This window comes from Cupriavidus gilardii (genome assembly GCF_013314895.1).
GTDB lineage: Bacteria > Pseudomonadota > Gammaproteobacteria > Burkholderiales > Burkholderiaceae > Cupriavidus > Cupriavidus gilardii_C.
Genome location: NZ_JABTYE010000011.1, coordinates 80,684 through 102,395 on the forward strand (window position 1 = coordinate 80,684; position 21,712 = coordinate 102,395).

Below are 21,712 nucleotides of genomic sequence, written 5' to 3' on the forward strand. Positions count from 1 at the left end.
AAACCATCCTGCCTTTCTGATCATGCAGAATCTGCCCTTCTCCCGCCGCCGTTTCGTTTTCGGCCTGAGCGCCGCCGCCATTGCCGCCGCCGTGCCGCTTGGCGCCGTGGCGCAGGAAACCTGGCCCTCGCGTCCGATTACGCTGGTGGTCCCCTTCCCGCCCGGCGGATCGGTAGACATCATGGCGCGCCAGTATTCGGAGCCGCTGTCGCGCATTCTCGGCGTGCCCGTGGTCGTCGACAATCGTCCCGGCGCGGGCGGCTCGGTCGCGACCCAGGCGGTGGCCCGCAGCAAGCCTGACGGCTATACGCTGGTCGTCTCGTCCCAGAGCAGCCATCTGGCCAATCCGCTGACCCAGCCGCGGATCGGCTACGACCCGATCAAGGACTTCGAGAACATCGCGATCCTGGGCCGTCAGCCCAACGCGCTGGTCGTGCATTCCAGCCTGCCGGTGCGCACGTTCGCCGAGTTCGTCGCCTATTCGAAGAAGAACCCGGGCAAGCTGGACTACGGCAGCGGCGGTGTCGGCAGCATGGGGCAGCTGAACGTCGAAATGTTCAAGGCCAGCACCGGTGCCGTTGCCACCCACATCCCCTACCGCGGCGGCTCGCAGCTGATCACCGCGGTGCTGAGCAACGAGGTGCAGTTCATTCTCGACAACCTGGTCATCATGCTGCCGCACGTCAAGGACGGCAAAGTCCGCGCGCTGGCAGTGGCCTCCGAGCAGCGGCTCGAGCAGCTGCCCGACGTGCCGACGCTCGCCGAACTGGGCCATCCGGAACTGAACCTGAGCTCGTGGACCGGCATCGCGGCCCCTGCCGGCACGCCGCAGCCGGTGGTGCAGAAGATCTACCAGGCGGTGCGCAAGGCCGCCAGCGATCCCGCCATGCAGGCCGCCCTGCGCTCGCGCGGCGTGGTGCCGCCGGAAGACATGGCGCCGGCCGCCTTCGAGCGCATGATGGCCGACCGGCTGCAGCGTTACGGCGAGGTGGTCAAGCGGGCGAAGATTTCGGCGGAGTAATTGCAATCGGCCCGGAAACGGGCCGATGTCCGTATGTCGTCGTGTGCCACAGCATCGTGGTCAAACGACGATGCCGATATCTCGCATCAGCCCTATTACCGGACTTGGCCCGGCGGCCTGTGTGTCGTTTCGCACCGTCCTCGCCTTGATGATCTGGCTTCAATAGCGAGTGGCCATGGAAAGGCAGAACCGGGGGACTCATGAAGCCAGCGTTTCGGATGCGACACCACGTGTGGACAGCCGCCTTGGCGCTGCTCGGGTGCTGGCAAGCGGTGGCAAGTGGCGCCGAGCCCCGCGCGGCTTCGGCGCCCGCCGTCGCGCCGGGCACGACGGTCTCGCCGATCACCGAAGCCGGCACGCTGACCGGTTGTACCAATCCGATGATCGGCAGGAACGGCGACACCGGCAGCGGCAAGCGGGCGGTGTTCGTCGACGTCAACCGGATGCGGCCGGACAGCGATCCGGTTTACGAGAAGAACGCCATTTTCTGGATCTCCCGAGAAAACCGGCCGGGCCAGAGCGTGTTGATGAGCGGCGCGTTTACCGCGAACCGCAAGACCGTGCGTCTGGTCGCCCTGACACCCGGGATGACCGACTGGCGCACCGCGGTCCGTGCCAGCGCGATCACGGTGCCGGCGGTCAATCTGAGTTCGACGGGTTTGACCTTCACCATCCCGGTCAATCTGAAATACGGTCCCTACGCCTACCGCATCGAGGACCAGGACCGCGCGGTGCCGGCGCTGGAAGGCATCGTCAATCGGCCGGAGATCCAGTGGATTCTCGGCACGCCCGATACCGATTCCAGTCTGGAGGCGCCGGCGCATGAACTGGTCAATTGCGGCGCCGAGGCCGGCGGCAAGCTGCGGCTGTTCGGCAAGAACTTCAACGGCAGCAAGGAGGCCTATCTGCAATCGGCCGACAACCGGCTTTATCCGCTGGCCGTCGAGCACGCGGACGATACGGCGTTGGTGGCGGGCGTGCCCGCCGGCATGGCGCCCGGTTCCTACCACGTCTGGATCGGCTCACAGCACAAGGACCTGACCGCCGCGCTGCCGGTGCCGATCCGCATCCAACCCGCGCCAAAGCCGCCTGCCGTGGTGTCGTGCCCCGGACTGACGGGCGATGGTGTCACCGACAACGCCGTCGTGCTGCAAAGCTGTCTCGACAAGAACCGCAGCAATGGCGTGCGCACCGTCTTCAAGCTGCCGGCCGGGCAGTTCGCGATCTCGAGGACGATCGTCTTGCGTCGCTATCAGTATCTGGCCGGCGAGTCGGAGGACACAACCACCCTGCTTGGCAAGGCGAACAGCGCGGCGGCCACCCCCGCGTCATGGATCACGGGCGAGAGCCATTTCGGCATCGCCTCGCTGACGCTGCGCGCGCCGCATCGCGAAACGATGCTGCGGGCCGCCGATCTGGGCAGCGACCCGCGCGCGAACGGCCATATCCTGATCCAGCGCGTCAATTTCGTCGTGTCGGCCGACTACACCAACGGCGCGCAAGGCGCGCAGCTGATCAAGATTGCCGGCCCGGACCTGCGCATCGTCAATTCGACGTTGAGCTCGCGCAAGACGATGTCGATCGACTACGGCGACGGCGTGCTGATCATCGGCAACCGGGCGACCAAGGGCGATTACGGCATCGCCAACAGCCAGAACGTCGTCGTGACCAAGAACCTGTTCGGCGCCCAGGACGAAATCAACGAGGGCGTGGTGATCGGCGCGAGCCGCCCGATGATCAGCGGCACCACGGCCAACGCCACGCGCAACTTCTATCTCGGCTACAACCTGTTCCGCAACATGACCTACACGCCGACCAACCAGTTCTTCACGACGGACGGCGGCGGCGGCGCGTATCTGGGCAGGCTCGCCGCCAGCTCGGCCAGTTCGGTGACGCTGGCGCGCGATCCGAACTGGGACATGGTCGGCACCAGCAATCCGGAAAACGTCGTGATGTCGATCGTCGCCGGCACCGGAGTCGGCCAGTACCGGCATCTGAAATCGATCAAGGGCCGCATGATGGAATTGGCGGCGCCATGGGATGTGGTGCCCGATTCGTCCTCTGTGGTCAACATCACCACGGGCTATCTGCGCATCACCGTCAGCCATAACGAGTTCCGCAACATGCATGGCCGTGCGCTGAATTCGATCCTGTTCTTCGGTGGCGTGTTCGACAGCGTGATCGACCACAACTACAACATGAACGCCGGCGACGGCATCGCCATCGCGGCCTATGGGCCGTATGGCGACAACACCTATCTGCCGACCTTCAATATCGATTGCCTCGATAACACCGTCGCCGAGGATGGCGACCCGGTCTTCGTGATGCGCACGGCCGCGCGCAACGTCACGCGCGGGCTGGCGGTGCAAGGCATGCCGGGGGCGACACTGTCCGGCATTCTGGTTCGGGGCAATCGGGTCGCCAGTCCCGGCATGATCTTTTTCCCGAACAGCTTCAAGGACAATTACTCGATTCTGGTCGAACAGAACCAGGCGCGGGTCGAGCCGTGGTTCGGCGGGTCGAGCGGGCCGCCGGGGGCGATGATCCGGAACAACCGGCCTTGAGCGCGGGCGCCCTGCCCTCGGCGAACGCCTTGCTTACGGCTGCGCCGCGGTGGTGCCGGCCGCTTGCGTGCGCATCGCGGTCAGCGCCCCCAGCGACAAGTGTGCGAACCAATAAACGAGAAACAGCATCCCTAGCACGCGGCCGATGGTGACGCCGGCAAAGGCTGCCGGTCCGGGCATCAGGAATGCGATCGCGCCGGAGATGGCCGCGGCGATCAGGCCGCTGAGGACGATGCCGGCCAAGGCGACGCCGGCAAACGGCAGCCGCCACTGTTTCGTCAGCGCCGCAAATTCGCTGGCCGACGCGCGCCGGCGCAGCGCGACGTATGGCAGCAAGCGCATTGCCAGCCAGGCCTGCGCAGCGAGGTTGGCCGCCGCGTACAGCAGCGGAAAGTTGCCCAGAAACTGAATCAGCGCACACAGCACGATATAGGTGCCGATGTTGTTCGCCATCGCGCCGCGCAGGCCCGGCATGGCCTCCGGGGACCGAGTCGCCCCCGGGTAGTTGCGGTCGATCTGCGCCATGGCGCCCGGCATCGTCCATAGCGCTACCAGCAGGATCAGCCCCAACTGGTACAGCACCACCAGCAGTGTCTGGGCGACCCCGCCCGCGCCGCCGTACAGCGCCTGGAGCCACGGCGGCACGACACCGGTCATCAGCATGACCAGCGGCAAGCCCACATAGAGCGCACCGGCAATCAGCAGCACCACGACCGGGCCGAGGGCAAGCCTCAGCGCGCTCGAACTGACGAAACTGGCAAGCGCGGCACGAAAGGCGGCGAGCGAGGGCTGCATTGGCAAAAGCTTCAAGGGCAAAGTGCGGGAGCCTAGCACATCGGCTCTGCTCCAACGCTGGCGAGCGAGCCGTGCGGCGCCCTAATCTTTCGGCTGCGTCGCTGGCCTGGCGCGCGATGGGCGCGTCTTGCCGCGCACAGCCTTGGCCGGCCCATTGGCCGGCGGTGGGCCCCTGGTGTCGGCCGCACTGTCCCCCTGCAAGCGCTCCAGCCGCGACAGCGTATCGACATAGGACAACAAGTGCTGCAGATAGCCGGGCGACAGCTCGCGCATTGCCGACAGCGCGCGGTGGATCAGGTGGTTCGAGTTCAGCGGTCCGGCGTTTTCCGGCACGCGTTCGAGCGACTGCCGCCAGGCGCGGTCGGCGCTGAGTCGGGTCCAGGTCCGACGGACATAATCGACCAGCTCCGGGTCGGGCTCAGGCGGGTGCCGGGGCGCGCTGGCGCCTGCTGCCGTGTTCGGGTCCTGCTTATCGGCGTCGCCTCGGAGTTCGCGCACCAATGCCGCCAGAGGACCGGCCGCGCGCCGGTTTTGCGCCGGCACCTGCTCTGGCTGGGCCGACTTGCCTGCCGCGCGATCCAGCACGGCCTGATAGTCTTGTACGAGACCGCTCAACTTGTCCTCGAGCCGGCGCCGCGCCTCGCCGCTGTGGGCCGGTACACGGCGGGCCAGTGCCTCGAGCAGGCGAAAGTGGACCGGGTCCGCCCGATCGGCGCCGCTGTCGCGCCATGCCGCGATCCGCGCGAGCATGTCGTCGATGCCGAGGCTAGCCACCGGACTTCCCTGTTCCCATCGACACGCGCGGGATCGGCGCGATCTCGACGCGGCGATTGCGCGCGCGGCCCTGGGCGTCCTTGTTGGAGGCAACCGGCTGCTGCGAGCCGAACGCCGCGGAAAAGACCAGCGACGCCGGCACGCCGGCATCGATCAGCGCGCGGGTCACGGTCAGTGCGCGCTGGGCCGACAGCTCCCAGTTGTCCGCGAACTGGCGATTGCCGTCGCGCACCTGGCGGTCGTCGGTGAAGCCGCTGACCATCAGGATCTCGTCTCGATTGCGCAGGTAGGTCTTCAAGGGTGCGGCCAGGCTCTTGAGCACCTCCTGGCCTTCCGGCTGCAATTCGGCCGAGTTCAGTTCGAACAGCACGCTGCCGCTGATGCCGATGCGCCCGTTGACCAGCGTCACGCGCCCCGCCGCCAGCGGCCCGGCCAGCGCCTTTTCCAGGCTTTCGCGGCGATGCATTTCCTGCTGGCGCTGCTTGACCTCGTTGTCCAGGCGCGAGGCGAGTTCGAGCTGGATGCCGATCACGCCAAGCAGAATCAGCACGAAGGCGCCGAGCACCACCGACATCAGGTCGCCGAAGACGGCCCATGTCGGTACGGTCGGCTCGACGCCGGCGTCGATCTCCTCTCTCATGCCGCCTCTGCGTTCGGTGCCCGTTGGCCGGCGACCTGCTGCAGGTCTTCGAGGATCTGCTTCTGCGAACGCATGCTCAGGTCGACCACTTCGCGGGCCTGCGCCACGTAGTAGGCCAGCTGTTCGTCGCTGCGGGCCATCGACTTGTCGAGCGCGGACTCGATGCGCTGCAGGTGTGCGACCAGCTTGTCGTTGGACTCGCTGAACAGCTGCACCGCCGCGCCGAACGCTTCGCCCAGGCTGGCGACCTCGACCGCGCTGCCGGTGACCTGCGCCGCGACGTCGGTCAGCTTGCCGGTCTGCGCCTCCACCTTGTCGGTGAAGCGCGAGCCGATGCGCACCAGCAGTTCGGCGCTGGTGCCGACCAGCGCATCGATCGCCTCGCGTTGCGAGGTGGAGGCCCGATTGACGCTGTCGAGCAGCGTGGACAGGCTCTCCATCAGGCGCGTGCGCTCCTCGAGCATCGCGTTGTCGCGCGCCATTTCATCGGAGAGCTTGCGCCGCAGTTCGGCGATGGCGTCCGCCGCCACGCGGGGCGCTTCGCCGGCGACCTGCGCCAGCTGCGCGACCTCTGCAATGGTGGCGCTGGCCTGGGCCTGCGTCTGGGCGGTGATTTCCTGTGCGGTGCGCTCCAGCGTTTCGCAGATCTGTTGCTGCCGGCTCGCGATGTCTGCACCAGTCTGTTCCCATTGCTGGCGCAGTCCGGCGGCGATGCCGTCCAGCGTCGCGCTCCAGTTGGCGAGCCGCTGTTCGTCCTGCGCGGCCAGTTGCGCGCGCAGTTCGGCCTGCGCCTGTGCGACCGCGGTCAGCAGCGCGCCGGCATTCCGTTCGAAGGCGCCGGCCGCGGTCGCCAGCGCCTGCTGGTTCTCGGTGGCGATCGCCCCGATGGCGCGTTCGTGGCTGGACAGCGTCGCGCCCCAGTTGGCCAGACGTTGTTCGTCCTGCGCGGCCAGCTGCGCGCGCAGCTCGGCCTGCGCCTGCGCGACCGTGGTCAGCAGCGCGCCGGCATTCTGTTCGAAAGCGCTGGCCGCGGTCGCGAGCGCGTGCTGGTTCCCGGCCGCGATCACGCCCACCGTGCGTTCGTGCTCCGACAGCGCCTCCTTCCAGCGCGCCGAGGTATCCGCTGCCGCGGTGTCCATGCGCTGGGCGACCTGTTCCAGCAGGCCGGTCGAGCGCTGCTCGAAGTTGGCGGCGAAACCGTCCAGCGTCTTGCGCAGATCGCTGGCCAGTACCGCGCTGGCGCTCCGATGCTCGGTCAGCGCCTCGTTCCAGAGGCCGGCCACCTGCGTGGTGGTGGCATCGAAGCGGGACGCCAGGGCTTCCAGTTGCTGCCGCATCGACTCGGTGACGGTCTCGCGCAGACCGGCAGCCTCGCGCGCCAGGCCGCTCATGGTGGCTTCCACCGCCGGCTGGATCGCCGCGCTGGCGGCACGCGCGCTCTGGGCGACGCCGTCCTTCAGCGATTGCTCGACGGATGCTGCCAGGCGCGTGTAGACCGCTTCGGTCTTGCCGTGGAACGCGTCCTGGCTGGCGGCGAGCCGTTCTGTCAGCGCCTGGCTCTGCTGCTCCATCGCGGCCATCATCGCGTTCAGCCGGTCGACCAGTACCGGCATCGTCTCGGCCTGGCGCTGCATCAGCTTGAACGCCTGCTCCCGCTGATGGACGCGCGAGTGGACGCGCAAGGTCGTCGCGATATGGACGTCCAGCGCCTGCGCCGCCTCGATCCGCTCGCGCCGGCACAGCGCCGACAGCAGCCCCAGCATGGCCGAGGTCGCCACGCCCGCTACCGAGGTGCCGAAGGCGAAGCCCAGGCCCTTGACCGGCGCGGCCAGCGAGGCGCGGATCGCCTGCAGATCGGTCGCGGTTTCCAGCGCCAGGCCGGTGCCCTTCAGCGTGGCGACCATGCCCAGAAAGGTGCCCAGCATGCCGAGCAGCACCAGCAGGCCGACGAAATACGAGGTGAGCGCGGGTCCCGGCAAGGCGACGCGTTCGCCTTCGACGCGCAGCCGGACGGCCTGGCGCAGGCCCGGATCGATGCGATCGAGCCAGGGGCCGAGGCTCGCCGGCGTCTCCGACAGGCCGCCGACAGCCTGCGTCAGGCTCGCCGTTGCGCGGCGATAGCGTTGCAGCTCGTAGGCGCCCCCGACATAGAAGCCGCCGATCAGCAGCGTCACGGCGAACGCCAGCGCATTCGAGCCCGCATAGCCGGCACCGATCCAGCAGACGGCCAGCAGGCCGGCCAGGAACACAACAAGTTGAATAGGAAATCGGGTCATGATGTTCTGGTTAGCTGCCGGATCGATTGGCCCCAAGGGCCGCGACCAATCCCTCGACGGGTTGGAAACGCAAGTCCAGTTCGGCCAGCAGCAGGTCTTCCATATCGCGGCGGAACACGCGGCGCCATGCGCCGGGCGTGACAGTCGCCGCCACGCCGGCCGGCTCGGGCCTTTCGGTGGTGTGGGCGGTTCCGGCGGCGTCGGCCGTATTGTCGGTATTGGCGGTGTTGACGCTCGCGGCCTGGGCCAGCGCGCTTTCCTCCGCCCGCCGCAGCCGCTGGTAGTGCGCCTCGAGCAGGGTCGGGACGTTCGCCAGCAACGCCTGCTCGCGCGCGCCCATCACACGTTCCATCACCGTATCGAGCATGGCCAGCCTGCCCTGGCCGGGACGCCGGGCCAGCGCCGCGCGCAGGCGGCTGCGCAGATCGCCGATGGCGGTCTCCATGCGCTGCTGCAGCGTCTGATAGCGCTGGCGATAGATCGCGAAGTCGGCCGACGCATCGAGCGCCTCCTGCGGCAAGGGCCGGACCGGACTGCGCCGCCCCCTGGCCGAGGCCCGGTCGTCGCGGATGGCGTCGGCGAGCATCGCCCGCACCCGCGCGCTGTCGCCGGCTTCGTCGCTGACGGCCGCACGCGCGCCGGCCGTGGGTACGGCCGGCGGATTGCCGTTGAGCGCCGACGACAACGCGATCGCGTCGGTCCAGCCCAGCCATTGGCTCAACTGGCCCGACAGCGATGGGGCCGATTCGGGGGCCTGGGCTTCGGTCAGGTGCGCAAGCAGCCGGATCAGCGTCTGTCCGCCGGGGCCTGCGTTCGGGGGCACTTGCAACATAGCGCCTGAGTGAAAAACCCCGCAGTTTACACTGCCGGGGCGGCGTTTCGGACGCGCCGCGGGCAAGCCGGCCGCGAGCATCGTCCCTCGCTCATTCACGGGCCGGCCGGCGGTCCGCCTGGCGCAGCGCGGCGCGGAAATGATCGACGGCCGGATTGGCACGCCCGTGCAGGCTCGCGACCACGATGGTGGCCATCGCATGGGACGGGTCCTGCAGCGGCACGAAGGCGAGCGACTCGCTGCGCAGGCGCGACAGCGAGCGCGGCACGATGGCGGCGCCGACGCCGATCTCGACCAGCGTCAGCACCGTCGGTATCACGCTGTCCTGCACGAAGCGCGGCGACTTGCCCGCGTCCGCGAACATCGCCTGCAGCATGCCGCGGAAGTACGGCGACGCCTGCTGCGAATAGCCGATCAGCGGCAACGTCGCCGCCTCGCCGACGCTGACGCGGCGGCGGCCGGCCCATGGATGGTCCCGCCGCAGCGCCAGCATCATCGGTTCGCGGAAGACCTCCACGCGATCGAACTCCGGATCCATCGACATCGGCCGCATCACCGCGACATCGATCGTCTGCGCGCGCAGCATCGCCTCCATCGTCACCGAGTTCATCTCGCGCAGGTCCAGGGTAACCTGCGGATGCGCCACGCGATAACGGTACAGCGCCTCGGCGACGGGCGAATATGCGGCGGTCGGCGCGATGCCGACCACCAGGGAGCCGCCCTCGCCTTCGGCCGCCTGCCGCACCGCGCGCAGCATCACGCGAGTCTGCCCCGCGATGGTGCGGGCGTGCTGGTACATGACCTCGCCGGCCGGCGTCAGCCGGACCGACCGCGTGGTACGCACGAACAGCGGCGCGCCGACCATGGCCTCGAGGCGCTTGATCTGCTGGCTGAACGGCGGCTGACTCATGAACAGGCGCGCGGCGGCACGGCCGAAATGCAGTTCCTCGGCCGCCGCGCAGAAGCAGGCCAGCAATCGGTCGTCGAGAAACATTATGTCGCTGCTGGTCATAATTCAGGCTGGATTTGGAATTGGACGATACACAGTAGTGTAACTAGCATTGGGGCATCTTTTTTGGTGTCCCATCGTGAATCGCTATTCCGTTCCGCCCGTTTCTCCCTTCCCTGCCCTCGTCGACGCCGACGATCTGTCGCGCTGGGTCCGCCGCGTGGCCGAGCAGGATCGCGCCTTGCATGCCTGGGTTCGGCTGGCCGGCGATGCCGCGCTTCGCGACGCCGGCTTGCGGTCCGGCCCGCTGCAAGGCCTGCCCTTCGGCGTCAAGGACGTGCTCGACGTTGCCGGCATGCCGACACGGTGCGGCTCGCCCGCCAGTCCGGACGACCCTGCGCCGGCCGACGCCGATTGCGTGGCGCGCCTGCGCGCGGCAGGCGCCGTGCCGATCGGCAAGACGGTGACTGCGGAGTTCGCCCATGTGACACCCGGGCCGACAAGCAATCCGGCCAATCCCGGCCACACGCCGGGCGGCTCGTCGAGCGGATCGGCGGCGGCGGTCGCGGCCGGCATGGTTCCGTTTGCGCTTGGCACGCAAACCGGCGGGTCAATGATCCGGCCCGCTGCGTTCTGTGGGGTGGTGGGTTTCAAGCCGACTTACGGCATGCTGTCGCGCCGCGGCATGCGCGTGATGTGCCCCTCCTTGGACGTGATCGGCTGGCATGCCGACACCGTGGATACCGCCGGGCGCGTTGGTGCCGTGCTGCTGCCGGGCGGCGACGACACGGCCGACGCGACCGCTGATGTCGAGCGCCGATGTGCATTGCGCATCGGCTTCCTGCCCGAGCCGCCCGGATATCGGCTCGAACGGGAAGCCGCCAACGTTCTCGAGCAGGCGCGTCGCGACCTGCTCGAACGAGGCCATGCAGTGCCGGCCGTTGCCCCGCCGCCATCGTCGGCGCAGCTGCTGGACGCGCACGGCGTGCTGGTGGCCTATGAGATGGCGCGCCGACTGGCGCCCATCGCAACCGCTTGTGGCGCGCTGCTGAGCCCGGCGCTGCGCGACACGATCCGCCGCGGCCTGTCGCTGTCCGATGCCGATCATGCGCAGGCGCGACGCCTGCAGGAATCCGCGCGCGATAGCTGGGAGCATGGCTTCGGCGACATCGACCTGGTACTGACCAGCAGCGCACTGGGTCCGGCACCGGCCGGCCTCTCGCACACCGGCAATTCCGGCTTCAACAAGGCCTGGTCAGTGCTGGGCTGGCCCTGCCTGCATCTGCCCGTGACCGTCGATGCCGCAGGGTTGCCGCTCGGCCTGCTGGTGGTGGCCCGGCCTGGCGCCGACCGGCAACTATTGGCCTGGGCCCGCGGCCTGCATGCGGCGATCGACCGGCGCGGCACCGCGCTGCATACCAACCATCACGCTGACGCTTCCCTACCTTGACGGAGACCTCGACCATGATCCATGCCATCCGAAAACTGGCCGGCCATGTCGCCCTGCTGGCGACCGCCGCGCTGACCGTTGCAGCACCCGCCGCGCTTGCCGCCTATCCGGAGCGCCCCATCGCCATCACCGTGCCTACGGCGCCGGGTGGCACCGTTGACATCGTTGCGCGCATCATGGCGGAGCAGCTCGGCGGCACGCTGGGTCAGCCCCTGGTGGTCAACAACAAGGCGGGCGCCGGCGGCGTGGTGGGCACGCAAGCAGCCAGGCGGGAAGCGGCAGACGGCTACAACCTGCTGTTCACCGCCAACAGCAATCAGCTGATCGTGCCGTGGGTCTACAAGAAGCCGGGCTTCGATCCGATCAAGGACTTCGTGCCGATCGCTGCGGTCGGGGTGGTGCCCAACGTGCTGTGCGTCCATCCGTCGTTTCCCGCCAGGGACCTGAAGGGCTTCCTGGCCGAAGTGAAGGCGAATCCAGACAAGTACCGTTATGCCTCCGCCGGCAGCGGCACGCTGAATCATCTGCTGGGCGAGATGATGAACGAGAAAGGCGGCCTCAAGATGCAGCACATCCCCTACAAGGGTGTCGCGCCGGCGATGACGGACGTGATGGGCAATCAGGTGCCGATGCTGTTCGCCAGCCTGCCTTCCGCGGTGGAGGCGGTGAAGGCCGGCAAGCTGCGGGCCATCGGCGTCAGCAGCGCGACGCGTGCCCCGCTGCTGCCCGACGTACCGGCAATCGCCGAGCAGATCCCGGGCTTCAGCGGGGACCTGTGGGTCGCCTTCTACGCGCCGCGCGGGACGCCGCAGCCGGTGGTCGACAAGCTGCATGCCGCGATCAAAAGCGCGCTGGCATCGCCGGCCTTGCAGCAGCGCTTTCAGCAATTGGGCGTGACCGTGCTGCGCGATGGCCCCGAGCAGCTTGCAGCGCGGCAGCAGAAGGAATTCGCGCAATGGAAGCAGATCGTCGAGCGGTCCGGCGCCGCGGTGGACTGAGCGGGCGGCGCGGGCGTGGGCGTCGCCGGCGGTGCAGGCCGGTGACCGCTACGGACGGGTTTGCGCCTTGAGCTGGTCGTTCGCCAGTTCGAGCATGCGCAGCGCTTCGTCGAAGACGCCGGCGGTGCGTGGATCGGCCAGCCCCTGCGCTTGCGCGCCGTCCCGGTCCGCCGCGACACCGCGCATCAGCGCATCGAGCATGCCGGGCTGCTGCTGTTCCGCGCGCTGCAGCAGCATGTGCAGCAGATAAACGCAGGCGCCGAGGCGGCGCTCGTCGGGGTGCTGGGGAATTGGGGCGCTCATCGTCATCCTCCCTGGTCGGTGTCGCCGGAAATCTGGCCGTTGAGACGGACCGGTCCGGCGTGCAGGCATTCTATCGTCGCGCGGCACGGATCCACCTGCTTGCAACGGTCACCGTGCGCAATCGGACAGGTCCGCCGGTGGGATCGTCAGCGTCCCGGTATCGGCTCTGATGGCCGAGCGCTAGCGCCCGGCAGGCTCCGCCGGCACTGCGGCCCTCGCCTTCTGCCGCAGGTCCTCGGCGCTGCCGACCTGGCGGAACAGCGGCCCGCCGGGCGCGAAGCTGTCGGCGATCTTCAACGGACCGACGACGACGGGCTCGAAGCCGGCGGCCCGCACCAGGTCGGAGGCAGTGTCGAGCGCAACCCGGTCGTCGCCCGCGATCGGTATCGCGATCCGCGGCTCCTGATGGTGGCGGGTCGCGAAGTCGTTGGCGCTGGTGAAATTGAAGGCGCGCACGATGCGCGTGCCGGGCAGGTATTTTGCCGTGGTCGCACCGATGCCATTGGCCAGCGCCTCCTCGCCGGCGGCGCCATCGCGATGGCGATAGGCGTTGGTGGCGTCCAGCACCACCTTGCCGGCCATTGCGCGCCCATGCTCCTTGCCGATCTCGGGCAGCGCGCCGTAGGGCACGGCAACGAACAGCACGTCGCCGAAAGCGACCGCCTCTGCCACGGTGCCTGCCCGGGCGAGCGGACCTAGTCCGTCGACCAGCGGCTTCAGCTGCTCCGGATGCCGCGACGAGAACAAGACCGGATAGCCAGCCTTGACCCATAGCCCGCCGACGGTGCCGCCAATCCGGCCGCTACCGATCACGCCGATCTGCATCGGCTTGCTGCCAGATGGCCGGGGCACGGACTGTTGTGGCGATGGGGATGGCGATTGCGCCGAGGCCAGCCCAGGCCATGCCGCGGGCAGCAGCATCGCGCCGCCAGCCATCGTCAGCAGCCGGCGGCGACGCGGATCGAGCCGGCGGGCAGGGATTCGATGCAAGGGCAGCAAGATCGGCAACAGGCGCGGCAGCCGACGCAACAACGGACGGTCCATGGCGATGTCCTCCGAACGGCAGGCGGTGCAGGAAGCGATGCAGGGAGAGCGGCGCGTACGAAGCCCTCGGCGCGGCCACTGTCGCCACTCTAGGCCAAAACGCCGCCGCTCTCCATGTCCCCCCACCATGTCGCCCCATCATGTCGGCCCCACGATGGCTGGGGCTTAGAATGCCTGTCCCGAGCCGGCCCGTCGCGATGCGGCCCGGCACCGAGCGAAACACCGATCCATTCCCTCGCATGGACCCACGCCTCGATGTCAGCCTCGACCGATCGTCATCGGAACCCCTGAGCGCCCAGATCGCCAGCAATCTGCGCGTGGCGATCCGCGATGGACGGCTGGCGCCCGGCGCACGGCTGCCATCGTGGCGTGATCTGGCGGCCCGGCTTGGCGTCGGCCGCGGCACCGTCCGCAGCGCCTACGAGCGGCTGCTCGACGAGCGGCTGATCGTCACGGCTGGAGCCGCCGGCACGCGCGTGGTCGCGCAGCCGGCACGCGTCGATTCAGCGCCGCCGCCGGCGCCGACGCCGGCACTGAACGCTCCGCTGAGCGGCATCCTGCACGACTTTTCCGCCCCGCCGTTGCCGTTCGAGATGGGTGTGCCCGCGCAGGACGCGTTTCCGGCCAAGCTGTGGTCGCGGCTGCGCGCGCGTGCGCTGCGCACCGGCGCGATGTCGCCGGTCACCTATCCCGATCCGCGCGGCGCGGCGACGCTGCGCGCGCAGCTGGCCAGCTATCTGGCGATCGCACGCGGCATCCATTGCGCGCCGGATCAGATCATCCTGACCGCGGGCTATCGCGGCGGACTGGGGCTGACGCTGACGGCGCTGCAGCTCGCCGGCCGCACCGCATGGATCGAAGAGCCCGGCTATATGGTCACGCGCAGCGGCCTGGAGCTGGCCGGGGTTCGCGCGGTGCCAATACCGGTCGACGCGCACGGAATCGACGCGGAACGCGGCCTCGCACTGGCGCCGGACGCCGCGCTCGCGGTCGTCACGCCCGGCCAGCAGGCACCGACCGGCGTGCCAATGTCGCCGGCACGGCGCCAGGCGCTGCTGCGCTGGGCCGTCCGCGCGCAGGCATGGATCGTCGAGGACGACTATCTGAGCGAACTGCAATTGCAAGGGCGCGTGACGCCGGCACTGGCGGCCGGCGATCGGCATGGCCGCGTGATCCATATCGGGACCTTCAGCAAGACCATGAGTCCGTCGTTGGGGCTGGGCTTCGTGGTGGCGCCGCTGGCGCTGGCGGAACGCTTCGCCGAGGTCGCGGGCTGCCTGGCCCCCGCGCCGAATCTGGCCACACAACTTGCCTTCGCCGAGTTCATGGCCGAGGGCCACTATCTGCGCCATCTGCGTCATATGAAGGCCCTGTACGCACAGCGGCGCGATGCGCTGCTGGCCCGCCTCGGCCCGCACGCCGACATCGACGCGATGGGCGGGCTGGCGGTGCGGCTTCGTCTGCCGTCCGGCTGCGACGACCGCGCGATCGCCGCCGAAGCGGTGCGCCGGGGTATGGCGCCCTCGCCCGTGTCGCGGTGGTATGCGCACCCGCAGCAGCACGAGCGCGGCCTGTTGCTGGGCATCACCAATCTGAGCGAGGCCCGTCTGGCGCCGGCCTGCGACACGTTGATGGCGCTGCTGGCCGACATGCGCTGAGCCCCGGCCGCGGCGGTATCGTGCGCCTCGGCCCGATGGTGCCTGCATTTCGTCAGATCTTGGTACTGTTCCCGCGCACCTTGCCGCCCCTACCATCCCCACGTACCGTTCCGACCGGATCCTCTGTCGTAGCCAATCGTGGGGTGTCATGAGCAAGCAAGTCGTTATCGTTGGGGCCGGTTTTGCCGGCATGTATGCGGCGCTGGCCGCCGCCAGACTGCGCGATCGCCACGGCGTCGCGCCGGATGCCATCGAGATCGTGGTGGTGGCGCCCGAAGCGGCCCTCACACTGCGGCCCCGTCTCTATGAAAGCGCGCCGGCGCGGATGGCGGCGCCGCTCGATGCGCTGTTCGACACGGTGGGCGTGCGCTTCGTCGAAGGCTGGGTGGAAACCATCGACACGACCGCGAGCCGCATTGCGCTGCGCGATGGCGAAGGCCAGCGGGGCGAGATCGGCTACGACCGCTTGGTGCTGGCCGCCGGCAGCCGCCTGGCGATGCCGGCGGTGCCCGGCCTGGCACAGTTCGCCTTCAGCGTCGATCAGCGGGAAGACGCGGTCGCGCTGGAGCGGCATCTGCAGGCGCTGGCCGAGCGTCCGCGGTCGACATCGCGCAATACGGTGGTGGTGGCCGGCGGCGGCTTTACCGGCATCGAGACGGCCGCGGAACTGCCGGCACGCTTGCGCCTCGCGCTGGGCGACGACGGCGAAGTGCATGTCGTGATCGTGGAGCGGGCGGCGGCCATCGGCCCCGATCTGGGACCGGGTCCGCGTCCCGTCATCGAGCAGGCGCTGGACGCCCTCGGTGTGCAACGCCGGCTCGGCGTCGCGGTTGCATCGGTCGACGCGAACGGCGTGCTGCTGAGCGATGGTGCGCGGATCGATGCCGCCACCGTGATCTGGACCGGCGGCGTGCAGGCGACTGCGCTGACCCGGGAGACTCCGGCCGAACGCGATGGCGCCGGAAGGCTGCTGGTCGACCGCGACCTGCGCGTACCGGGCGCGCCGGGCGTGTTCGCTGCCGGCGATGCGGCCAGCGCGCAGACCGACGAGGCCGGCCACCGCACGTTGATGTCCTGCCAGCATGCGATGCCGCTGGGTCGGGTCGCCGGCAACAACGCGATGGCGGATCTGCTGGGCGTGCCGGCGACGCCGTACGCCCAGCCGCGCTATGTCACCTGCCTGGACCTCGGGCCATGGGGCGCGGTGCTGACCGAAGGCTGGCAGCGCGAGGTCCGGCTGGCCGGTGCGGAAGCGAAGACGCTTAAGCGGCAGATCAATCAGCAGTGGATTTATCCGCCGCTGGCACACCGTGGGGCGGCGTTCGAGATGGCCGAGCCGGGGTATCACCCGAAGGCCGAGTAGCCTTCAGGGCGCCGCGTTGCCGGGCCGCGACCGCTCATGCGCTCGACCCCGACACGCGGTTCAAGATGCAGCTTCCCACGCAGCCCATCAGGGCATTGCCCAGCCCGAATACCGCGCCCGTGGCGAGCCAGTCATGCGTGGCGGCGAAGGTGATGCCGCTCGCGCCGGCGACCAGGCCGAAGGCAACGGCGCCAGTCAGCACGCCGGTCAGTTTGGGATGAGTCAGCCAGAATGGCTCGCGCGGACCGTCCAGCCGCGCATCGGTATCGATGGTGATGCGGGTTTCGCGAAACTGTCCGTAGCCCCGCTCGTGGGGGCTGTCGATGTCGAGCGTAGCGCGGCTGGTGGCAAGGTGAGGCGAAAGCAGCGGAGTACGGGTGGTCTGCAAGATCAGGCTCCTGAGTGGATGGATGGTGCAACGATGGTTGGAACGACGCGGTGCGCCGATCGCCAGGGCCGCTCGGCATGGCGATGCTCCAGATCGTATGCAGCCGAGCCTGGCGGCCAAACTTCGACGCGCTCCTTCTCGTTCGAGAACGAACAAAGCGAGCACAAAAGCACAGATCGGGCTGCGCGGCTCGCGCCCGCCTCGGTGAAGCTGCGCTGCCTGCGCATTTCGCTGGAAGGTCATCGGTTCACACCGCCCTCGCCGTGATCGGCGACTAGCATGGACTGGCAGGACGAGTAAGCGCCGGGCGCCCCGCCCCCGCAGCCTGCCAGGAGACCCACCATGACCACACCGAACACAGACAAGCTGTTCACGGGCCCGATTCCCGAGCTGTACGAGCGATACCTGGTGCCGATGATCTTCCAGCCCTATGCCGACGACCTGGCCGGTCGCGTGGCGCAGCGGCGCCCTTCACGCGTGCTGGAGATCGCCGCGGGTACCGGCGTGGTCACGCGGGCGACGGCCAAGGTGTTGCCCGACGAAGCCGAGCTCGTCGTCACCGACCTGAACGCGCCGATGCTGGCGCGAGCCGAGGCGAGCGGCCTCGGCGGCCGCGTGGCGGAATGGCGGCAGGCCGATGCGATGCAGCTGCCGTTTGGCAATGGCAGCTTCGATCTGGTGGTGTGCCAGTTCGGCGTGATGTTCTTCCCCGACAAGCCGGGTGCCTTCGCCGAGGCGCGCCGGGTGCTGCGGCCGGGCGGCACGTTGCTGTTCAATGTCTGGGACCGCATCGAGGAGAACGATTTCGCCAACGCGGTCTCGCGCGCGCTGGCCGAGTGCTTTCCCGAATCGCCCCCGGACTTCATGGCGCGCACCCCGCATGGTTATCACCGGCGCGATGTCATCGAGCGCGACCTCAGCGCCGGCGGCTTCGCCACGATTCCGGGTGTCGACACCGTCGCCAAGCGCAGCCGAGCCGATTCGCCCCAGGTACCGGCAATCGGCTTCTGCCAGGCCACGCCGATGCGCGCGGAGCTCGAGGGACGCGGTGGCGATGCGCTGCAGCGCGCCACCGACTATTGCGAGGCCGCGCTGCGCAGCCAGTTCGGCGAAGGTCCGATCGAGGGCCGGATATCGGCGCATGTGGTGACGGTGACCGCTTGATGGCGCGACAAGCGCGAGGGAACGGCGAGATCGCTGGTGTATGCTTGCCACCGCATTGCCACCGCATTGCCACCGCATTGCCACCGCATTGCCACCGCATTGCCACCCTACCCTGCTCCGTCACCCATCACGCATGAAAGACCCGAGGCCGAGCGCATCCGCCCCGCACCGACGCATCACCATCCATGACGTGGCCCGCGAGGCCGGTGTCTCGCTGACGACGGTATCGCATGCGCTCAACGATCGCGGCGTCGTGGATCCGGCCACGCGGGCCCGGGTCAAGCAGATCGCGCAGCAGCTCGGCTATCGGCCCAGCGTGCGCGCGCAGCGGCTGCGCTCGGGGCGCGCCAACAGCATCGCGCTGGTGTCGTCGATGCCGTTCGCGGTGGCCGGCGGCACCTCGCGCCTGGGCTTCATGATGGAAGTGGCGGCCATCGCCGCCGAAGCGGCATTGGGCCGCGGTCTTGGCGTCGTGCTGGTGCCGCCGCTGGAGGGCGCGGGCGGCCTGCTGGACAGCCTTGACATCGATGGCGCCATCGTCATCGAGCCGGTCGCCAACGACGCGCATGTCGCGCTGCTGCGCCAGCGCGGCGTCAGCATCGTGTCGATCGGCCGCGAGCCCGGCACCGACGATCCGGTGCCCTATGTCGATCTGCAATCGGAATACACCGCGCGGCTGCTGCTCGAGCATCTGCACGCGCAGGGCGGACGCCGGATCGGGCTGCTGATCGGTGCCACCGCGCGGCAATCCTATGTCGAGACCGAACGCGCCTATCGCGACTTTGTCGCCGCGGCCGGCCTGCCCTGTCATATCGTCACCGCGCAGGAGAGCGAAGGCGAAGCCGGTGGCGCGGCCGCCTGCGCAGCGCTGCTGCGCGAGCAGCCGGACATCGATGCGCTGTGCGCGCCGGTCGATGCGTTCGCGGTCGGCGCGATCGCACACGCGCAGTCGCTCGGCAAGCGGGTACCGCAGGACCTGATGGTGGCGACCCGCTACGACGGCATTCGGGCGCGCAGTCACCAGCCGCCGATCACCGCGGTCAATCTGCATCTCGAACGGGTCGCGTCGCTGGCCGTCGAGCTGCTGTTCGAACATATCTCCGGCCGGCGCGAGCGCTCGTCGGTCGCGGCGCCGCTGCCGGAGCTGGTGCCGCGCGAATCGTCTTCCCGGTCTTCCCGGTCTTCCGCGTCTTCGGCCTCAGCCGCGCACTAGCACCACCAGACCTGACACCAGCGCGAATACCAGCACGCCGATGCGCAGCGCGCGCTGGTTGATGCGCCGGTGCACCAGATGGCTGGCCCACATGCCGGCGACGAGGACCGGCAGCATGCCGAGCGCGTAGTGCCATTGCGGCGCGCCGAGGCGCTCGCCCACCGCCAGCACGATCAGCGAGATCACCTCACCGACCAGAAAGCACAGCGCCACGGTGGCGCGCAGCGTCGCCACCGGCGCGTGCTGGTAGGCCAGTGCCAGCGGCGGCCCGCCAACGCCCGTGGCGGTTTCCGTCACGCCGGTGATCAGGCCGGTCGAGGCGAAGGTCAGCCGGCCCGGCGTGAAGGCCGGCGCGACCAGCGACACCAGCGCCGCCAGAATCGTGCTGCCGCCGACCAGCGCGTTGAGCCAGGCCATCGGCACCGCGACCAGCACCCACAGGCCGCCGAACGTGCCGGCCAGGCGTCCGGCGCTGATCCACTTCGCGCCGCGCAGATCGATCGCATGCCGCTCTCGCCAGGCCACATAGGCGTTCAGCGGCAGCATCGCGATCAATAGCGCGCCGGGCAGCATCGCCGGCGCGGCCAGCGCCAGCACCGGCACCACGATCAGCGCGAAACCCATGCCGGTGGTGCCCTGGATCAGTGCGCCGGCGAACACGGCGAGCCAGACGCTCAGCATCGTCGTATCGAACATCATGCCTGCGCCCCGCCCTTTGCTTCGCGGAACGACGCGCCGTAGGCGGCGCGATGGACGTCGGCCGGATCGTGCAGTTTGGTGATCGGCGCGTTCGCGATGGTCTGCTCCGCCATCTGGCGGATCTCACGCATCAGCGCGCGCGCGTCCCAGTCCAGCGGCCAGCCGTCCCACAGGCGCAGCCGGCCATCGACGAAGACGCCGCGGATCTGGTCGCGATTGGCCAGCCGCACCAGCTCCCAGCTCAGGTCCCACGACGGCGTCATCTCGGGCACATCGCAGTCGACCAGCAAAAAGTCCGCCTGCTTGCCCGCCGCGATCTCGCCGGTGATCTTGCCCAGCCCGGCCGCCTCGGCGCCATCGTGCGTTGCCATGTCGAGCCAGCGCCAGCCAGCGCCGCACGACGAGTCGCCGACGCCGATGCCGAAGGCGAAGCGCTGTGCCGCCTCGGCATAGTCGAGCAGGCGGAAGCCGTCGCTGCGCGTGCCGTCGGTGCCGAGTCCCAGGCGCACGCCGAAGGTCGCCATCGTTTCGGCCGGCGCCACCGCATTGCCCTTCCACGCGCTGGCGACGGGGTTGTAGGCCACCGCCGCGCCGCGCTCGGCCAGCAGCCGGATCTCGTGCGGCGTCACCAGCGTCGCATGCGCCAGCAGCGCCGCCGGCCCCAGCGCGCCGACCGCCTCCAGATGTTCGATCGGCCGCTGGCGCCTTGCATTCAGAGAGCGTTCGACCGCGACCAGATGCTCGTTGGCATGCGTCTGGAAGACGCGGCCCGCCTCCTCGCACAGCCGATAGACGTCGCGCAGCATCGTGTCGCTGGCAACCTCCGGAATCGAGATCGCCAGCGACGGCACCACCAGCGGATCATCGCCGTACATCGCCAGATGGCGCTCGGCACGGCGCAGGATCGGCGCGGCATCGAGAGTCTGGCCGCCGGGGCGATCGTTGCAGATCAGGCCCAGCACGCACCGTACGCCGGCCTCGCCCACCGCCTGCGCGATCGCCTCGAGGCCCGCATCGGCACGCGTGCCGGCATCGCAGACCGTGGTGAAGCCGCCGCGCAGCGCTTCGAGCGCGGCCAGCTTCGAAGACAGATACAGATGGGTCTCGGTCAGGCTGCCCTCGAGCGGCACCCAGACGCGCCGGAAGATTTCCGACGGCTCGCCGAATACCAGCGACTTGCCGAACGACTGCGTCAGATGATGATGGGTGTCGATCATGCCCGGCATCAGCAGCATGCGCGGCAGCGTCAGCGTGGGCAGATGCGGGAACTGCGCGGCGATCTGCGCGGCCGGGCCGACCGCGGCAAAGCGGCGGTCCTGCACCACGATCGCGTGGTCGCGCACGATGCCGTCGCGCAGCAGCGTCCACTCGGGCAGCAGGACGTGCGGGCGGTCGAAGGACGCGGGGCGCAGCGGGGGTTCCGTATCGGAAACAGGGGAAGAAGCGAAAAAAGCGGATGCCATACGAGCTACCAGTTGCGGCGCATGCCAAAGCGGCACGCGTCGGAAATGCGGGAGACCTGCTCCCTCTCCCGCTGGCGGGAGAGGGTTGGGGAGAGGGAAATCGGCGGTGGTTGATCCA

The 21,712-nt window shown here is 69.1% G+C and carries 19 protein-coding genes; 8 read left to right on the forward strand and 11 right to left on the reverse strand.

The genetic code is table 11. The features are described from left to right. The first annotated feature begins 22 nt into the window (after positions 1-22). Positions 23-1,021, forward strand: coding sequence for a Bug family tripartite tricarboxylate transporter substrate binding protein (locus HTY53_RS12820; protein ID WP_174106908.1), 999 nt, complete (start codon positions 23-25; stop codon positions 1,019-1,021). A 245-nt stretch (positions 1,022-1,266) separates the two neighbouring features. Next, positions 1,267-3,585 (forward strand): glycosyl hydrolase family 28-related protein, encoded by a 2,319-nt coding sequence (locus tag HTY53_RS12825; protein ID WP_174106909.1) that lies wholly within the window; start codon positions 1,267-1,269, stop codon positions 3,583-3,585. Positions 3,586-3,618: 33 nt separating this feature from the next. Here the strand turns inward: HTY53_RS12825 and HTY53_RS12830 are convergent, their stop codons facing one another. From HTY53_RS12830 to HTY53_RS12855, 6 genes are all read right to left on the reverse strand, one after another. Continuing rightward, on the reverse strand, positions 3,619-4,380 hold the full coding sequence (locus HTY53_RS12830; protein WP_174106910.1) for a hypothetical protein: 762 nt from the start codon (positions 4,378-4,380) through the stop codon (positions 3,619-3,621). A gap of 81 nt (positions 4,381-4,461) precedes the next feature. After that, positions 4,462-5,154, reverse strand: coding sequence for a DUF2894 domain-containing protein (locus tag HTY53_RS12835; protein WP_174106911.1), 693 nt, complete (start codon positions 5,152-5,154; stop codon positions 4,462-4,464). Further along, positions 5,147-5,794: an OmpA family protein gene (locus HTY53_RS12840; protein WP_174106912.1), complete on the reverse strand. Its 648-nt coding sequence runs from the start codon at positions 5,792-5,794 to the stop codon at positions 5,147-5,149. The genes HTY53_RS12835 and HTY53_RS12840 overlap by 8 nt, the downstream gene beginning before the upstream one ends. Further along, positions 5,791-8,070 carry a DUF802 domain-containing protein gene (locus tag HTY53_RS12845; protein ID WP_174106913.1) on the reverse strand — a complete coding sequence of 760 codons (2,280 nt, stop codon included), beginning with the start codon at positions 8,068-8,070 and terminating at the stop codon, positions 5,791-5,793. The genes HTY53_RS12840 and HTY53_RS12845 overlap by 4 nt, the downstream gene beginning before the upstream one ends. Positions 8,071-8,080: 10 nt before the next feature. Then, entirely contained in the window at positions 8,081-8,902 is an 822-nt protein-coding gene (locus HTY53_RS12850) for a DUF3348 domain-containing protein (RefSeq protein WP_174106914.1), read from the reverse strand. A gap of 91 nt (positions 8,903-8,993) precedes the next feature. Continuing rightward, complete coding sequence (locus tag HTY53_RS12855; RefSeq protein ID WP_174106915.1) at positions 8,994-9,896, reverse strand: LysR family transcriptional regulator; 903 nt, start codon at positions 9,894-9,896, stop codon at positions 8,994-8,996. A gap of 94 nt (positions 9,897-9,990) precedes the next feature. Here HTY53_RS12855 and HTY53_RS12860 point away from each other — a divergent pair, with 94 nt between their 5' ends. Together HTY53_RS12860 and HTY53_RS12865 are read left to right on the forward strand one after the other, a co-directional pair. Next, complete coding sequence (locus tag HTY53_RS12860; RefSeq protein WP_368040988.1) at positions 9,991-11,301, forward strand: amidase; 1,311 nt, start codon at positions 9,991-9,993, stop codon at positions 11,299-11,301. Between the two features lie 14 nt (positions 11,302-11,315). Next, positions 11,316-12,299: a Bug family tripartite tricarboxylate transporter substrate binding protein gene (locus HTY53_RS12865; RefSeq protein ID WP_174106916.1), complete on the forward strand. Its 984-nt coding sequence runs from the start codon at positions 11,316-11,318 to the stop codon at positions 12,297-12,299. A gap of 48 nt (positions 12,300-12,347) precedes the next feature. On the opposite strand, the gene HTY53_RS12870 is transcribed toward HTY53_RS12865, so the two are convergent. Then, entirely contained in the window at positions 12,348-12,602 is a 255-nt protein-coding gene (locus HTY53_RS12870; protein ID WP_174106917.1) for a hypothetical protein, read from the reverse strand. Between the two features lie 180 nt (positions 12,603-12,782). Beyond that, on the reverse strand, positions 12,783-13,538 hold the full coding sequence (locus HTY53_RS12875) for an NADPH-dependent F420 reductase (RefSeq protein WP_438820957.1): 756 nt from the start codon (positions 13,536-13,538) through the stop codon (positions 12,783-12,785). Between the two features lie 347 nt (positions 13,539-13,885). On the opposite strand from HTY53_RS12875, the gene HTY53_RS12880 reads away from it, so the two are divergent. Continuing rightward, entirely contained in the window at positions 13,886-15,304 is a 1,419-nt protein-coding gene (locus HTY53_RS12880; RefSeq protein ID WP_174106918.1) for a PLP-dependent aminotransferase family protein, read from the forward strand. Positions 15,305-15,452: 148 nt separating this feature from the next. Beyond that, the gene (locus HTY53_RS12885) at positions 15,453-16,667 is read left to right on the forward strand and encodes an NAD(P)/FAD-dependent oxidoreductase (protein WP_174106919.1); all 1,215 of its coding nucleotides are present in this window, start codon (positions 15,453-15,455) and stop codon (positions 16,665-16,667) included. A 34-nt stretch (positions 16,668-16,701) separates the two neighbouring features. On the opposite strand, the gene HTY53_RS12890 is transcribed toward HTY53_RS12885, so the two are convergent. Further along, positions 16,702-17,055, reverse strand: coding sequence for a hypothetical protein (locus HTY53_RS12890; protein WP_174106920.1), 354 nt, complete (start codon positions 17,053-17,055; stop codon positions 16,702-16,704). Positions 17,056-17,397: 342 nt separating this feature from the next. On the opposite strand from HTY53_RS12890, the gene HTY53_RS12895 reads away from it, so the two are divergent. Then, entirely contained in the window at positions 17,398-18,219 is an 822-nt protein-coding gene (locus HTY53_RS12895; RefSeq protein WP_174106921.1) for a class I SAM-dependent methyltransferase, read from the forward strand. Positions 18,220-18,352: 133 nt separating this feature from the next. Continuing rightward, positions 18,353-19,432: a LacI family DNA-binding transcriptional regulator gene (locus tag HTY53_RS12900; protein ID WP_174106922.1), complete on the forward strand. Its 1,080-nt coding sequence runs from the start codon at positions 18,353-18,355 to the stop codon at positions 19,430-19,432. On the opposite strand, the gene HTY53_RS12905 is transcribed toward HTY53_RS12900, so the two are convergent. Both HTY53_RS12905 and HTY53_RS12910 read right to left on the reverse strand, forming a co-directional pair. Further along, complete coding sequence (locus HTY53_RS12905; protein WP_438820958.1) at positions 19,418-20,128, reverse strand: sulfite exporter TauE/SafE family protein; 711 nt, start codon at positions 20,126-20,128, stop codon at positions 19,418-19,420. The two genes, HTY53_RS12900 and HTY53_RS12905, sit on opposite strands and share 15 nt — an antisense overlap. Next, positions 20,128-21,594 (reverse strand): amidohydrolase family protein, encoded by a 1,467-nt coding sequence (locus HTY53_RS12910; protein ID WP_174106924.1) that lies wholly within the window; start codon positions 21,592-21,594, stop codon positions 20,128-20,130. The genes HTY53_RS12905 and HTY53_RS12910 overlap by 1 nt, the downstream gene beginning before the upstream one ends. Positions 21,595-21,712 lie beyond the last annotated feature (118 nt).